Annotated in this window: 15 protein-coding genes; 4 read left to right on the top strand and 11 right to left on the bottom strand. The window is 65.9% G+C overall.

All coding sequences use genetic code 11. The features are described from left to right. Positions 1-32: 32 nt before the first annotated feature. From BH683_RS01205 to BH683_RS01155, 11 genes are all read right to left on the bottom strand, one after another. Positions 33-1,367 (bottom strand): D-arabinono-1,4-lactone oxidase, encoded by a 1,335-nt coding sequence (locus BH683_RS01205; protein ID WP_084834444.1) that lies wholly within the window; start codon positions 1,365-1,367, stop codon positions 33-35. Then, on the bottom strand, positions 1,364-2,623 hold the full coding sequence (locus BH683_RS01200) for an alanine racemase (protein WP_084834443.1): 1,260 nt from the start codon (positions 2,621-2,623) through the stop codon (positions 1,364-1,366). Before BH683_RS01200 ends, BH683_RS01205 begins: the two co-directional genes overlap by 4 nt. Further along, positions 2,620-3,873, bottom strand: a complete 1,254-nt coding sequence (locus BH683_RS01195; protein ID WP_084834442.1) for an MFS transporter — start codon at positions 3,871-3,873, stop codon at positions 2,620-2,622. Before BH683_RS01195 ends, BH683_RS01200 begins: the two co-directional genes overlap by 4 nt. After that, complete coding sequence (locus BH683_RS01190; RefSeq protein ID WP_246833132.1) at positions 3,870-4,502, bottom strand: TetR family transcriptional regulator; 633 nt, start codon at positions 4,500-4,502, stop codon at positions 3,870-3,872. Before BH683_RS01190 ends, BH683_RS01195 begins: the two co-directional genes overlap by 4 nt. A 110-nt stretch (positions 4,503-4,612) precedes the next feature. Then, the gene (locus BH683_RS01185; RefSeq protein WP_084834441.1) at positions 4,613-5,614 is read right to left on the bottom strand and encodes an enoyl-CoA hydratase/isomerase family protein; all 1,002 of its coding nucleotides are present in this window, start codon (positions 5,612-5,614) and stop codon (positions 4,613-4,615) included. 14 nt (positions 5,615-5,628) lie between these two features. Then, on the bottom strand, positions 5,629-7,437 hold the full coding sequence (locus BH683_RS01180; protein WP_084834440.1) for an ABC-F family ATP-binding cassette domain-containing protein: 1,809 nt from the start codon (positions 7,435-7,437) through the stop codon (positions 5,629-5,631). Beyond that, entirely contained in the window at positions 7,434-8,372 is a 939-nt protein-coding gene (locus BH683_RS01175; protein ID WP_084834463.1) for a 4-(cytidine 5'-diphospho)-2-C-methyl-D-erythritol kinase, read from the bottom strand. The genes BH683_RS01180 and BH683_RS01175 overlap by 4 nt, the downstream gene beginning before the upstream one ends. A gap of 24 nt (positions 8,373-8,396) precedes the next feature. Next, complete coding sequence (rsmA, locus tag BH683_RS01170) at positions 8,397-9,260, bottom strand: 16S rRNA (adenine(1518)-N(6)/adenine(1519)-N(6))-dimethyltransferase RsmA (protein ID WP_084834439.1); 864 nt, start codon at positions 9,258-9,260, stop codon at positions 8,397-8,399. 34 nt (positions 9,261-9,294) lie between these two features. Beyond that, positions 9,295-10,416 carry a resuscitation-promoting factor gene (locus tag BH683_RS01165; RefSeq protein WP_084834462.1) on the bottom strand — a complete coding sequence of 374 codons (1,122 nt, stop codon included), beginning with the start codon at positions 10,414-10,416 and terminating at the stop codon, positions 9,295-9,297. A 49-nt stretch (positions 10,417-10,465) separates the two neighbouring features. Beyond that, positions 10,466-11,365 carry a TatD family hydrolase gene (locus tag BH683_RS01160; RefSeq protein ID WP_084834438.1) on the bottom strand — a complete coding sequence of 300 codons (900 nt, stop codon included), beginning with the start codon at positions 11,363-11,365 and terminating at the stop codon, positions 10,466-10,468. Continuing rightward, on the bottom strand, positions 11,358-12,209 hold the full coding sequence (locus BH683_RS01155) for a PhzF family phenazine biosynthesis protein (RefSeq protein ID WP_084834437.1): 852 nt from the start codon (positions 12,207-12,209) through the stop codon (positions 11,358-11,360). The genes BH683_RS01160 and BH683_RS01155 overlap by 8 nt, the downstream gene beginning before the upstream one ends. A gap of 36 nt (positions 12,210-12,245) precedes the next feature. Here BH683_RS01155 and BH683_RS01150 point away from each other — a divergent pair, with 36 nt between their 5' ends. The 4 genes from BH683_RS01150 to BH683_RS01135 all read left to right on the top strand — a co-directional run. Next, positions 12,246-12,719 (top strand): GNAT family N-acetyltransferase, encoded by a 474-nt coding sequence (locus BH683_RS01150; RefSeq protein WP_143695948.1) that lies wholly within the window; start codon positions 12,246-12,248, stop codon positions 12,717-12,719. Then, the gene (locus BH683_RS01145) at positions 12,716-13,663 is read left to right on the top strand and encodes an alpha/beta hydrolase (RefSeq protein ID WP_084834435.1); all 948 of its coding nucleotides are present in this window, start codon (positions 12,716-12,718) and stop codon (positions 13,661-13,663) included. Before BH683_RS01150 ends, BH683_RS01145 begins: the two co-directional genes overlap by 4 nt. 108 nt (positions 13,664-13,771) lie before the next feature. After that, positions 13,772-14,248 (top strand): hypothetical protein, encoded by a 477-nt coding sequence (locus BH683_RS01140; protein ID WP_084834288.1) that lies wholly within the window; start codon positions 13,772-13,774, stop codon positions 14,246-14,248. A 5-nt stretch (positions 14,249-14,253) separates the two neighbouring features. Then, on the top strand, positions 14,254-14,831 hold a 578-nt coding region (locus BH683_RS01135), incomplete at its 3' end, for a DDE-type integrase/transposase/recombinase (RefSeq protein WP_143695939.1).

Raw genomic sequence — 14,831 nt, 5'->3', positions numbered from 1 at the left:
ACTCCCCCTTGTGTCTTCCCGGGCCCGGCTTCTCAGGCCCCGAGTACTGAGTGCAGATAAGGATTGGCGAACACGCGGTCCGGATCGAAGTCCGCACGCACGGCGAGGAAGTCGTCGAACCGGGGGTACACGGTGCGCAGGTACCCGGCGTCTCGCGTATGCATCTTCCCCCAGTGCGGTCTGCCCCCGTGGGACACCATGATCTCCTCGACGTCGTCGAAGTAACCGTCCATCCGATCTCGGTGAAACCGGTGCACGGCTATGTAGCCCGAGGCTCGACCGCCGGCGGTCGACAACATGAGGTCGTCCGCTGCGGCGGCCCGCACTTCCAGCGGGAAGCTGATCCTGTAGCGGCGTCGCATGATCAACTCGCGAATCTGATTCAGCGCCTCCGGTATCCGTTCGATCGGTAGCGCATATTCCATCTCTCGGAATCGCACGGTGCGCGACGACACGAACACCCGGGTGGACGAATCGATGTAGGTGCGTGCCGACAGCGCATTGGCGGCCAGTGAGTTCAGCTTCGGGACCACCTTCGGCGCCCGGGCCCCCACCGCGCACAGCACACCGAAGAGCCCGTTGCTCAGGAGTTCGTCGTCGATGTAACGACGCACCCTGCCCGGCCCCTGAGCCGGCACGTCAGCGTCCACCCTGACGTTCTTCTTCGTCAAGGCGAACCCGGTGTGCGGGAACCAGTAGAACTCGTAGTGGTCATGGACGGCAACAGAGTCCAGGAACGAATCGATCACGTCGTCGATCGGCTCCGGCCCCTCGTACGCATGTAACCCGAAGCTCGGAACACACTGCAGCGTGATCTCCGTGACCACCCCGAGAGCTCCGAGACCGAGCGCGGCGGCAGAGAGCAACTCCGGCCGGGCGCCGTCGATCCTTCGCACCTCCCCCGTCCCGGTGACGATCTCGAGACCGACGATCTGGGTGCTGATCCCGCCGAACGCCGCACCCGTTCCGTGCGTTCCGGTCGACGTCGCACCGGAGAGCGTCTGGGCGTCGACGTCGCCGAGATTGGGCATCGCGAGTCCGTGGGGCGCCAGCAGGTCCGGTATCTCGTGCAACGTGGTGCCCGCCCGAAAGGTGGCCTGCGCGGCGTCGGCATCCACCGACACCAGTCCGCGCATCGCAGACATGTCCAACTGGATGCCGGGCGCGAGGGCGATCGCGCTGAAACTGTGTCCTGAGCCGACCGGTTTGACCGTCAACCCACCGGCGCGGGCGTCGGCGATCGCCGCAGCGACGTCGTCCACCGCGCGGGGAGTGCGCACCTGCGCCGGAACGACCGACTCGGTGCGGCCCCAGTTCCGCCACGTTCCCGAAGTCGGTGTCGCTCTCGATGGCGCATGCTCGCTCACAGAAAACACTTCCCCTCACCTCGGTATGTGGGCAGCTCGCCCACCACCGCGTCACCATCGACGATCAACACCTCGTTCACGTGCTCACTGAGCTCACCGGATTTTGTGTGACGCAACCACACCCGATCACCGACGGTCATCCTCCGCGCCTGTGTGCCCTGTAGCGGGGTCTGCACCTCGCCGGCCCCCTCGCGGGTCACATACTCGAGCCCCGGTGGCCAGACCGGCAACGGAAGCCGGTCCGGCCCGGGCGGACCGGAGGCGACCCAGCCACCACCCAGGCAGGTCACCATCCCTCTGGCGGGGACGCGCGCAACCGATAGCGCGAAGGACATTGCGGGGGCAGGCTTGAAGTGTGCGTAGTTGTCGAAGAGGTGACCACCGAAGAAGCCGCTGCCCGCCGCGATGTCGGTGATCGACGGATCGAGCGCCGTCGCCTCGATCGACCCGGTACCCCCTGCGTTGACGAACTCCAGGTCGGCGATCTCTCGGATCGCCGCCACGACGGCACCACGGCGCTCGATGAGCTCGATCATCGAACGTCGCTGCATGTCGCCGATGACGCTGTTGCGCAGCCGCTTCCCGGGCACCTCGTTCCCGACCCCGGCAACCTGTGCCTCGTACGACATCACGCCCACCAACGTCATCCGCTCTCGGTCGACGATGTGGTGCGCGAGTTCCACCGCCTGGGCCTCGGTGCGCACCGGCGATCGCCGTACCCCGATGTGCCCGAGCAGCGGTGTCTTGTATGAGGCATCGAGGTCGATGGCGATCCGCACGTCGCCGGACGCGCCTGCGATCGCCCTCCCGATGAGCCCGAGCTGTTCCACCGAATCCACCAGCAAGGTGACCCGCGCCGCGGCAACGGGATCGGCCACCAGCGCCGCGATCGCGCGCGGGTTCGGTGACGGGTATCCGACCAACACATCGCCGATGCCACCCGTCGTGGCCAGCCAGTGTGCTTCGGCCACGTCATAGGCGAGCACTCCGGCAAATCCTTCGACAGCCACGATCTGCTCGATGACCGAGCGCACCCGCAACGACTTCGACGCCACCCGGATCGGCACTCCCGCGGCCCGCGCCCGGAGGTCTGCGAGGTTGTGTCGCAGGGCGGACAACTCGAGGACGGCGACCGGGCTGTCCGCAGTTCCATAGGATTCAACGGCATGATCGATTGCACCCCAATAGCTCTCGGGGTCGGCGTCCCAAGGCCACTGCGGCCGCATGACCGCGCTGCCGAGATCGAGATCGGTCATCGCACACTCCTGACCTGCAGCACCGAGATCCCGCCGAGCACTCCGAAGATCGCGGAGGCAACGAACAGTCCGGCGAATCCCGACGTCGCGTGCACGATCGCCGCCCCCAGGAGTGGTCCGAGCGCCTGCGGTACGGCCATCGCTATGTTCATAATTCCCAAATCTTTTCCGTAGTGGTCGGCGTCGGGTAGTACCTGGGTGGCCAGTGCCTGGTCGACGGCGAGAAAGCATCCGAAGCCCGCGCCGAGAAGGGCCGCGGCGACCATCGTCGAGGGCAGGCTCGGGATCACCGCGATGACCACGGCCGCGACCCCTTGCAGTACGCCGGCGACCAGGACAAAAGGTTTGCGTCTGCCGATCCGGTCACTGAGTACACCCGACATCACCGACGCCCCGATGACGAACACCATGTAGACAGCGGTCAGCAGCAGCAACGACATCTCGGGATCGGAGACCTCGAGGCCGAACTGCAGGTAGAAGAACAGCAGTGAGGTGCCCAGGGCGTTCCCGACGTTGACGAGGATCCGGCCGAGCAGGGTCCACCCGAAGTCGGGTTGCTCGCGTGGAGAGATCCAGAGTTCGGACAGCAGGTGCCGAACGGTGACCGGGGCGCGATCATGGTGCGGCACAGGTGCATCCTCGACGAACCACAGGAACGGTGCCACGAGGGCGATCAGCAACACCGCGAGCACCGCGTACCCGGCAAGAAACCCGAGCGCGAGTACCGACAGGACCGCGATGCCGACGATGGTGCCGATCGCCTGCGGCGCGGACACCCAACTCGAGACGACGCCGCGTTGAGCTACCGGGACCTGATCGCTGATCATCGCGGTCAAGGCGGCCGACGCCGCACTGAAACCGGTCAGCGCGAGGCACCAGCAGATCGCCAGACCCCAGTAGGTGTCTTGCATCCCGAGCAGGATGAGCCCGGCAGCAAAGAGCAGAACGCCGCCGAGGATCCACGGCCGTCGCCGGCCGAATCGACTACCGGTGCGGTCACTGAGTGCACCCGCCACGGGAAAGGTGATCAGGGCGCACAGCGCCGACATCCCCGAGATCGTGCCGAACGTGGTCACGCTCTGCTGCCAATTGTCCTGCCGCAGTTGATCTCCGAACCCCAGCCAGTCATTGATCTGCTCTGGCAAGGACAATTGGAACGGGGCCAGTTGGGCCATCCAGATCCCGACCCACGCCAGCGCGAACAGACTGATCCATCGGTTCGAGACCCGATTCGGGGTGAGCACGGTCATCGCGGCGTCACATGACCGCGCAGCATGGCGACCGTGGAGTCGATGATCCGCTCTGCGATGCCCCGGTCACCGGTGTTGAGATAGGCCAGGGTGAGCCCGTCCGTCGCAGCCACCACCAGCGGCGCCAACTCCTGCGGGTCCGTCGCCCAGCAGACATCCATCGCCTCGGCGGCGGCTTCGAGCGAGGCCTGGGCGATCTCGTAGTAGCGCTCGTACAGGCGCCGGGCGAAATGCTCGAGCCCCTCGGTGCGACGTGCGTACTGGGCGAGGGTGATCATCGCGGCTTCGCGACCCGGGTCTGCCACGACGCTGTCGAGGTACGACGTCAGCCCTGCCTTGAGAAGCTCGCCGATATCGTCCGGCAAGGTCCACGGGTCGACCGATCGGGCCGGCGGGGTCAACGGGGCGGTGACGGCCGCGAACTCGTCAGAGGTTCCGCGCGCCACCAATTCGGCGAGCAGTTCGTTCCGTGATTCGAAGGCATAGTGGAAGCTCGCCAGCGACATCTCGGCCTCGGCGCTGATCCGTCTGGTGGTCGCAGCTTCGACCCCATGCTCGGCAATCACCCGGAATGCGGCTGCGACCAGCAGATCTCTGCGCCGCGCCACCGAGATCCTCGCCACGCTCACGCCCTTCGCCCGCTCACAACTGGGTCAAACGACCCACTAGTTCAACGAGCGTAGGCGACGAACGCGGCTAGTGCCGCCTGAACCGCGGTACCGGATCGACGACGAACGCGTCAGCCGATGATTCGGGTGACCAGGTCGGGGTCGACATCGAGCAGATCGGCAGGTTTGAACGACGGGTTGCGATCTTTGTCGACGAGCACCGCTCGTACTCCTTCGACGAAGTCCGGGGTCCTCGTGATCTGTTCGGCGGCGTGCAGCTCCCGCTCGAGACATTCGTCGAGGGTGGAACGTGCGCCGAGTTCGATCATCGCCGCGGTGACCACGAGGCTGGTCGGTGAGGCCTGCTCGAGCAGGGTGACCATCTCCGCCGCCCAGTCGTCTCCCACCGCCCCACGCAGACCACCGATGATCGCGTTCACCGGATCGTCGCTGAAGTACTCGGCGATCTTGGCCAGCGGGAGGTCGGTGCGGGACGCGTCTTCGGCGCGCCCGTTCAGTGCCTGGGCCAGCGGGGTCCCGGAGCGGATTGCGTCGGCCAGCTCACCGATCTTGGCGCTGGGCACGTAATGCGTGGCCAGACCCACCGCGACGGCGTCGGCTCCGCGCACGCGGGCGCCCGTGAGACCGAGCCAGAGCCCGACGCCGGCGGGCAGTCGCGGGAGAAAGTAGGTCGAGCCGATGTCGGGCATGAAACCGATGGCCGTCTCCGGCATCGCGATCACGGCCTTCTCGCTCACCACCCGCACCTCTCCGTGCACGCTGATCCCGAGGCCACCACCCATCGCGGCGCCGTCGATCAATGACACGTAGGGCTTCGGGTACTCCGCGACCAGTTGGTCGAGTTCGTACTCCGCACTGAAGTAGCGGGTCACGGCGGCGTTGTCACCGGCGACCGCAGCGTCGCGAATCGCCCGGATGTCGCCGCCTGCGCAGAACGCGCGATCGCTTGCCGAGGTCACCAGTACCAGTTCCACCGACGGGTCATCCGCCCACTCGGTGAGGATGGGGAACATGTCGTCGACCATCGTCTGATCGAGCGCATTGAGCGCCTTCGGCCGGTCGAGAATGATCTCGCCGACACCGTTTCCCACCGACGTGCGGATGAATGACACCGACCTTCTCCTTCTCAGCCGACTTCTTCGGCCAGTTCGAGCCACGACTCTTCCGCAGCTTCACGCTCTGCCACCACGGATTTGAGCTCCACGCCCAGCTCGATCAAACGATCGGCATCCGTGCCGGCCGTTGCCAGCTTCTCGTGCAGTTCCTTTTCCTTCACGACAAGGCGCTGCACCTGGCGTTCGACCTTCTTGAGCGCCTTCTCCATATCCCGCTGGGCGCCGGAACCCTTGCCCCCGGGGCTCTTCGCGGCCGAACCCTCGGACCGAGTCGACGGCGCCGCCGACACCGCAGCGGGTCCGGAGGCCAGCTTCTTGAGGTACTGCTCGATGCCGCCCGGGAGATTCGTCAGCTTCTTGTCACCGAACAACGCCCAGGTGCTCTCGCAGATGCGCTCGATCAGGAATCGGTCGTGGCTGATGACCACCAGGGTTCCAGCCCAATTGTCGAGCAGGTCCTCGAGTTGTTGCAGCGTGTCGATGTCGAGGTCGTTCGTCGGCTCGTCGAGAAGCAGCACGTTGGGTTGCGCCATCAGCACCCGGGTCAGCTGCAACCGGCGACGTTCGCCACCGGACAGATCGCCCACCGGGGTGCGCTGGCGCGCCGGGGTGAAGCCGAGGCGTTCGGCCAACTGGCCTGCAGACACGTCCTTTCCGCCCAGCTCGATCCGGCCGGCAACGTCCTCCACGGCCTCGATCACGCGCATGTTGGTGGGAAGATCGTCGAGTTCCTGCCGGAGCCAGCCGATTTCGACTGTCTGACCTTCGATGCGTTTGCCGGCGGCCGGGGGGACCTCACCGGCGAGGGCGCGCAGCAGCGTCGTCTTGCCCGAACCGTTGATGCCCACCAGACCGATCCGCTCGCCGGGTGCGAGCCGCCAGGTGAGGTCGTCGACCAGTACCCGGCCGTCCGGGGTCGTGAGGGTCGCGTCCTCGAGCTCGATCACGACCTTGCCGAGGCGGCGCTTGGCAAAACTGGCCAGCGCCACCGAATCCCGCGGCGGCGGCACATCCGCGATCAGCTTCTCGGCAGCCTGGATGCGGTACTTCGGCTTCGAGGTACGGGCGGGCGGGCCACGACGCAGCCAGGCGAGTTCTTTGCGGGCCAGGTTCTGGCGACGTTCCTCGGCGGCGTCGGACAGCCGCGTCCGTTCGGCGCGGGCGTAGACCCAGTCGTTGTAACCACCCTCGTAGCTTTCGACGGTGCCGTTCTGCACTTCCCACGTGGTGGTGGCGACGGTGTCTAGGAACCAGCGATCGTGGGTCACGACCACGAGTGCGCTGCGGCGGTTGACGAGATGGTCTGCCAGCCAGGCGATGCCCTCGAGATCGAGGTGGTTGGTCGGCTCGTCGAGGATCAGCAGGTCGAGGTCCTGCACCAGTGCCGCCGCCAACGCGACCCGTCGTCGCTGGCCGCCCGAGAGTGAGGTGACCGGGGTATCCAAACCCAGTGCCCCGATACCGATTCCCGCGAGCACGGAACGGATGCGGGCGTCGCCCGCCCATTCGTGCTCGGCCACATCGAGCGGACCCAGCACGATCTGCCCGATGGTGGATTCGGGCGGGAGATGCCCACGCTGTGTGACGACCGCCATACGCAGGCCGCTGCCACGGGCAACCCGGCCGCTGTCGGGTGGTTCGAGACCGGCCAGGATCTCCAGCATCGTCGTCTTGCCGCCGCCGTTGAGGCCGACGACACCGATGCGGTCTCCCTCTTGAACGCCCAGGCTCACCGACTCCAGCAAGGGTTTGATCCCGAACGACTTGCTGATGTTCTCGACAGAGATCAGGTTGGCGCCTTGCTTACGTGCCGATGTCATAGCGAACCGTCGATCAGTCGGGCGCCGGCCACCGGGCCGGTCGCGGTACGTACTGCGCGGCACACGCCGGCGCCGGACAGCTCGGCGGCGGTGGCGACCGCAGCATCGGAATCGGTGCACAGGAACGCACAGGTCGGTCCGGAGCCGGAGATGATGCCCGCGAGGGCGCCGGCATCCACTCCTGCGCGCAGGGTTCGGCGCAGCGCCGGGCGCATGGACAGCGCCGCCGGTTGCATGTCGTTGTGCAGCAAATCCGCAACTCTCCTCGGGTCCCCGGAAGCGAGCGCCTGCAGCAACTCGTCGGGTGATTCTGTGTAGGTGCCGGTGTCGTCGGCGGACGAATAGTTTTCTCGCAGGTGATCGAGCTCGCGAAAGACGTCGGGGGTACTGAGACCTTCTTTGGCCACCGCCAGCACCCAGTGGTACTCGCCGCGGGAGAGCACGGTGGTGAGTTTCTCACCGCGGCCGGTGCCGAGTGCCGTCCCACCGCGGAGCGAGAACGGGACGTCGCTGCCCAATTCAGCTGCCAGATCGCGCATCTTGTCGCGACTGATGTCCAGGTGCCACATCCGCGCCAACGCCACCAGCGTGCCTGCGGCATCGGCGCTGCCGCCGGCCATACCGCCGGCCACCGGGATGCCCTTGACGATCGAGATCGCGGCCGCGGGTTCGCGACCTGCGACCCTGGCCATGAGTTCGGCTGCCCGCCACGCCAGGTTCGTCCCATCGACGGGGACCTCGCGAGCGCTCTCACCGGTGACGGAGATCGACAACGCGTCGGCCGGAACCACCGAGATGGTGTCGGACAGCGAGAGGGCCTGGAAGACGGTCGTCAGTTCGTGATAGCCGTCACGGCGCGGCAAACCCACACCGAGGTGCAGATTCACCTTGGCGGGTACCCGGACTGTGACGGGGCGAGGGACGACAGACAACACGGTGTCCAAGTCTATGCGGCCCGCCTAATCGAGCTGCGCGGCAAGCGCCACATAGTCTTCGATCGCGAGTCGTTCGCCGCGCAATCCCGGGTCGATTCCGGCGCCACGCAACCACTCCTCGGCCTTGACCGGCGAGCCGGCCAAACCGGCCAGGGCGCCGCGTAAAGTCTTGCGCCGCTGAGCAAAAGCGGCGTCGACAACTGAGAAGACCTTCTTGCGATGCGTCTCGTCGACGGGCCACGGGGCCTCCGGATAGCGGCGGATGCGCACCAGACCCGACTCGACCTTGGGTTCCGGCCAGAAAACGCTGCGACCGACCGAACCGGCTTGGGACACCTCACCGAAAAACCGCGCTTTCACGCTCGGGACGCCGTAGATGCGGCCACCAGGGCCTGCTGCAAGACGCTGCGCCACCTCCAATTGCACCATCACCAAAGCGGTCTGGATGCTGGGCAGTTCGGACATGAGGTGGATCAGCACCGGCACCGCGACGTTGTAGGGCAGGTTCGCCACCAGCGCTGTCGGCATGGCAGGAAGGTCGGCTGCTGTGACCTTGAGCGCATCTCCGGGAATGACGGTCAGCGCGGCCGCCTGATCCGGCGCCCGATCGGCCACCGTCTCCGGTAGTCGGCCGGCGAGAACCGGATCGATCTCGACGGCGAGCACCTGACGAGCGGTCGCCAGCAATCCCAGAGTCAGGGAACCGAGCCCCGGACCCACCTCAAGCACGATGTCATCGCCACCGACACCGGAGGCGGTGACGATGCGGCGCACGGTGTTTGCGTCGTGCACGAAGTTCTGACCGAGCGTTTTCGTGGGCCGGATGTCGAGATCTGCCGCGAGCTCACGGATCTCCGCAGGACCCAGGAACAACGGCGTCGCGCTCACCGCGCGCCTTCAGGTGCAGCGGAGGGAATGGTCGTCAGCCCAAACCGAGTTTCGACGAGCAAGATGGCCATGCGCCCCATCCTTGCGCGGCCTGGGTCTTGGTGGCAATTGCGATCTGCTCCTCGCGGGTCGCGAGGTCGGCACGCGGCGCGTACTCCTGTCCGCCCCAGCGATCCCAGGTGTTCTGATCGAACTGCACGCCACCGTAGAAGCCGTTGCCGGTGTTGATGGCCCAGTTTCCCGTCGCCTCGCACTGCGCGAGCCTGTCCCAGACCGAGCCCGGCGGTACGTACGGGGCGCCCGGCTTGGTGCCGACGGCAACCTCGGCGGCGATCGGCTCCACCCGGACCTCGGCCGAGAGCTTCTTCTTGTCGGTCTCTTCACCGTTGACGGTGGTCACGGAATACGTGACCTCCTGCTCACCAGGTGTGCCCGGCTTCTTGACGACCTTGCGGCCGGAGATCAGCTCGGGGTCATCCGTCTTGTTCTCGGGAGGTGCCACCGGTTCGGTCACCGTCACCTCTTCGGTGCGGATCCGGGTCACGGTGATGTTCATGTTGTCGGTCACCGGGGTGTCTGCGGCCGGGGTGACCTCATCAGTCGGCGCCAGCGGGTTGCCGGCGTCCTCGAGCAGTTCGGCGACGGTCTTCGCGGCGATGGCCTTGACGGTTTTGTCTTTGCCGTCGGTGAGCGTGACCTTCTTCGGGAGCACCACGTTCACCGTGCCGCCGGAGACCGGGAGCTGATCGGTCGCCGGGCCCTCGATGTCGTTGGCGGCGGAATCGAGGTTGACCTCTGCGAGCGCGGCCTCAACGGTCGTCGCGGTCGTCTTGATCTCTTTCGGCTGCCCGTCGACGTTCACCGTCAGCGTCTTGAGCCGGTGGAGAGTGATGGTCTCGCCGTCGCCCACTCCGGAGTCGGGCGCGGGGGCAACGAGGTCGCCGTCGGCCGGGTTCAGACCTTGCTCATCGAGAATCCCGTCGACCGAGCCACGCATCGTGGCGACCTCGACGACCTTGCCGTCGACGTCGATCTTGACGTTTTTATACATCGCGGTCCCCATGACGCCGCCGGCGATCAGCACGATGAGGATCATCGCGATGGCGATGCGCGGGGTACGCGAGGTCGATTCGTTGATACGAGAAAACACAGACATGATCACAACAAGATAACGAGATGGTGTTGTTCGTGCAAAGCAACCTGTGTTATTGCAGGTCCAGGCGATACGCGCGAATCGCGTTTTCGGTAACAGACCGGGCAACGTGCTCTGGCGGGCACCCCCGGACCTCCGCCAGCGCCCTCGCGGTGTAGGGCAGGACGTACGACTGATTCGGCTGGCCGCGATACGGATGCGGGGTGAGGAACGGCGCATCGGTCTCGATCAGCAACAGGTGATCCGGCACCCGCCGCGCCGCAGCCTGCAACGTGGTGGAGTTCTTGAAGCTCACCGTCCCCGCGAAACTCAACAGGTACCCACGCTCGACGCATTCGGCTGCGATGTTCTCGTCTCCGGAGAAGCAGTGCATGATCACCGTCTCCGGCGCCCCTTCGCGCTCCAACACGTCCAGCAGGTCCCGGTCCGCTTCACGGTTGTGGATCATCAGCGGTTTGTCGACCCGCTTGGCGAGGTCGATGTGCCACGCGAAGGCCTCGTGCTGCTGTGGCACCGTCGCGCAGTCGTCTGATTTTCCGGGCCAGTAGTAATCGAGGCCGGTCTCCCCGACCGACACCACCCTGGGGTCGGCAAGCATCTGCTCGAGTTCGGCCTTGGCTGCGTCGTCGAGTTGATGGGCGTGGGTTGGATGCAGTGCGATCGCAGCGTAGGCGCGGTCGTCCCATCGCGCCGCATCCACGGCCCAGCGGGCGTCGACCATGTCGTCGGCAACGGTCACGACAGCCCGCACACCGACCGACTCGGCGTGATCGAGGATCTGTGTCACCGCCTCCGGGTCACGGCCTCCGCAGGCCGCCAGATGGGTGTGGGCGTCGATCAGTGCACCGACCGGCTCGGGATCAGGCGGCGGCGTCCGGCGCCGCTCCTTCTTGAGTTGCTTGTTGCTCTTCTCTTCGGCATCGGCCGTCTGCGCCGGGGCTTGCTCACCCATGTCGGAGATCGACCTCGCCGGCGATGACCGTCGAGCTGCGGCCGCCCACCCAGATGTTCGTGCCGTCGTCGTCGATGAACACCCGACCCGCCCGACCCAGAGCGGTGCCCTGCGACGCGACGTAGCGTTCGGGGGCAATCTTCTCGGCACGCAACCAGGTCGCGAAGCCGGCGTTGAGGCTGCCGGTCACCGGATCTTCGGGTACGCCGATCTCGGGAACGAACGCCCGGACCTCGTAGTCGGGACGGTCCTGCGGTCCGCTGTCTCGGTACGGGCCGATCAAACCGACATGCAACGTCCCCAGGGCGGCGAAATCCGGGCGGACCTCGAGGACTCGTTGCGCCGAGGTCAGCAGCAGGCCGATCCATCGGGGTCCGTTGTCCACCCAGTTGGATGCGACCACATCGGAGGGACGCAGTCCGAGGGCGCGATGGATGACGTCGAGGTCGGCAGCGTCGACAGGGCCGGATCTGACCAGCGGGGGCGCCGCAAAGGCCAGGGCGTCACCGTCACGGCGGATGGAGATCAAGCCGACTCCGCACTCCTGAATGATGGTGCCGGCCTTCGGTTCACCGCCTGCCCGCAGCCAGGCATGGGCCGAGCCGAGCGTCGGGTGCCCGGCAAACGGCAGTTCTTCACCGGGGGTGAAGATGCGCAATCCGTAGTCGGCCGACGGATCACGTGGCGTGGTGAAGAACGTGGTCTCCGACAGGTTGGTCCAGCGGGCGAAGGCCGCCATCTGTTCGTCGGTCAAGTCGTCCGCATCGAAGACCACGGCTACCGGGTTTCCGGTGAGGGAGCCGGATACGAACACGTCGACTTGCTGGAATGAGCGGGAGGCCATGCCCAGATTGTGCCTGCCACGCTCTACGGTGTGCCAATGCACATCGACAGGCGTGGTGCAGACGACCCCGATGTGCGGCGTCTCGTCGGCGCCGCTCTCGCCGAGCTGCGCGTTCGCTACCCCGGGGACGATGACCTCGATGCGGACCCGATCGCTGCGACGAGTGACCATTTCGTCGCGTTCGTCGATGAGAAAGCAGCAGGGTGCGTCATCCTCGTCTCGGTGGGTCCGGACCTCGGTGAAGTCAAACGGCTGTTCGTCGGCTCCGACTTCCGCGGACGTGGCCTCGCCCGAAACCTCATGGCGGCGGTGGAGAAGCGGGCCCGAGAACTCGAGATGTCGACGATCCGGCTCGAGACCGGTACCCGCCAGCCGGAGGCGATCTCGCTGTACGAGGCGCTGGGATATGAACCGACCCCTGGCTTCGGGCGTTATCGAGACAGCCCGCTCAGCCGTTGCTTCGCAAAAACGCTTGACTCCACGGGCGGTGCATTAGGGTCGGGCGGATGAGTGAGACCCAGCAGCATCCCGAGGGTGCGACCAGACATCACATCGGTACTGCGCAGGTCGGTGACATCACGATCGCCTACGAAGACCTGGGCGATCCGAAGGATCCCGCCGTTCTGCTGATCATGGGCCTGAGCGCTCAGCTCACCTTCTGGCAGACCGAGTTCTGTATGTCGATCGTCGAACACGGCTACCGGGTCATCCGCTTCGACAATCGCGACATCGGGTTGTCGACGCACCTGGATGGGGCCAGGGTCGGCGGAAACGCACTGACCGGCCTGGCCCGGCTTGCCAAACACGAACTGGGACTGCCCAGCGACGTGCCGTACACGCTGGTGGACATGGCCGACGACGCCGTCGGATTACTGGATGCACTCGGCATCGAGCAGGCCCACATCGTCGGCGGCTCGATGGGCGGCATGATCACCCAGGTCCTAGCGGGCAAGTATCCCGACCGGGTGTTGTCGGTCGCCATCCTGTTCTCGAGCACCAACGAGGCATTCCTGCCACCACCGGATCCACGGAAGCTGAAAGCACTGCTGACCGGGCCCGGGAAGGGCGCGACCCGCGAGCAGTACGTCGAGAACGCCGCGAAGGCGATGCGGACCATCGGCAGTCCGAAGTATGCGCTGCCGTGGGAGGAGTCGTTGCGTCGAGCGGGGCTTGCCTATGACCGCGCGCATGACCCCGCGGGGATCGTCCGGCAAACGGCGGCGGTGATGGGTACCGGGAGCCTGAAGAAGTACACAACTGCCATCACGGCTCCGACCGTGGTCATCCACGGCAAGGTCGACGGTCTGATGCGTCCGTCGGGCGGCAAGGCGATCGCCCGCGCGGTCAAGGGGTCCAGGCTCGTCCTGATCGACGACATGGGCCACGACATCCCCGAACCGCTGTGGCCGCAGATCATCGGCGAACTCACCGAGAACTTCTCCCGCGCCGGCTGAGACGAGCCACCCCCCACCCGTTTTTGCACCACCCACCGGTCACACCCTCTCTGCCATCCTGGTCGTAAGACACAAGGTGTGGTAGGGGTGGTGGGGATGGAGTGTGACATGGATTTGTTGGATACCCCGATCGATATCCCGATTGGACGGTCAGCGAAGGGGCGGCGGTCGTTCCCGATCGCGTTCCGGGTTGCGTTTTTGCAGCGCTGGGACCTGGCGGTGCAACGCGGCGCCAAGACTCGGTTGATGCGTGAGTACAACCTGACTCGGGCGACCGTGCGAGAGTGGTTAGAGGCCCGCGAGTCTGGTGCGTTCAGTGACTCGATGGTCGCTGCCGCCGACAAAACGAGGGACCGCATGGACAGCCAAGACCGCGCTGAGCTGGCCCGGTTGCGCGCCAAAGTCGCCCGGTTGGAGAAGAAGAACGCCCAGTCCGAGGCGGCGTTGGAGATCATGGGAAAAGCCTTCGAGCTCTTGGACGGGATCACCAAGAGCTCGACCGAGGACGAGGGTCCGCAGATCCCACCGGCGTTGATGAGCGCCGAGCAGTACCAGGCCTGGCTCAAGCGACATCATCTTTCCTGACCGAGTTGGTCACCGCCTTGGCCACTCACACCTGGATCGGGGTCAAAGCCGCATGCGCATTGACCGGTCTGGCTCGCTCGACCTACTACCGGATCGAGCGCGGTTACCGTCATTACAAGCCGGTCCAGGATCCGGTGCCGCACACGCAGCGGTTCCAGCCGGCTGCGCTGACCGCCACCGAAGAAGAGGTCATTGTCGAGATATTGAACCGTGAAGAATACGCGGATCTGTCTGTGCAGCAAACATATTGGCGCGCTTTCGACAAGCGTGAGATCGGTTGCTCACCACGCACGTTCTACCGGATCGCTGCGCGCTACGGCACGGTCGGTGACCGCCGCCGCGGCCACCACAGCAGCCCCGGCAACCACAGTCGATCCAAACCAATCATTCATGCCAGCGGCCCGGGTCAGTTGTGGTCCTGGGACATCACCGACCTGCACGGCCCGACCAACGACGACCGCTACAAGCTCTACCTCGCGATCGACGTGTTCTCCCGCCACCCGGTCTGCTGGCGCATCGAGTACACCGAAAACAAGCCCGCCGCGATCGACATGTTCACCACCGCCATCGCCGAGCACGGCCC

It is taken from the genome of Williamsia sp. 1138, from assembly GCF_002095435.2.
GTDB lineage: Bacteria > Actinomycetota > Actinomycetes > Mycobacteriales > Mycobacteriaceae > Williamsia.
This window is presented reverse-complemented; position numbering and strand designations above follow the sequence as displayed.

Coding starts and splice junctions, on each gene's coding strand:
- BH683_RS01150 (WP_143695948.1), top strand. CDS start 12,246: ATGCACATCGACAGGCGTGGTGCAGACGACCCCGATGTGCGGCGTCTC.
- BH683_RS01165 (WP_084834462.1), bottom strand. CDS start 10,416: ATGTCTGTGTTTTCTCGTATCAACGAATCGACCTCGCGTACCCCGCGC.
- BH683_RS01200 (WP_084834443.1), bottom strand. CDS start 2,623: ATGACCGATCTCGATCTCGGCAGCGCGGTCATGCGGCCGCAGTGGCCT.
- BH683_RS01195 (WP_084834442.1), bottom strand. CDS start 3,873: ATGACCGTGCTCACCCCGAATCGGGTCTCGAACCGATGGATCAGTCTG.
- BH683_RS01140 (WP_084834288.1), top strand. CDS start 13,772: ATGGATTTGTTGGATACCCCGATCGATATCCCGATTGGACGGTCAGCG.
- BH683_RS01160 (WP_084834438.1), bottom strand. CDS start 11,365: ATGGGTGAGCAAGCCCCGGCGCAGACGGCCGATGCCGAAGAGAAGAGC.
- BH683_RS01155 (WP_084834437.1), bottom strand. CDS start 12,209: ATGGCCTCCCGCTCATTCCAGCAAGTCGACGTGTTCGTATCCGGCTCC.
- BH683_RS01145 (WP_084834435.1), top strand. CDS start 12,716: ATGAGTGAGACCCAGCAGCATCCCGAGGGTGCGACCAGACATCACATC.
- BH683_RS01180 (WP_084834440.1), bottom strand. CDS start 7,437: ATGACATCGGCACGTAAGCAAGGCGCCAACCTGATCTCTGTCGAGAAC.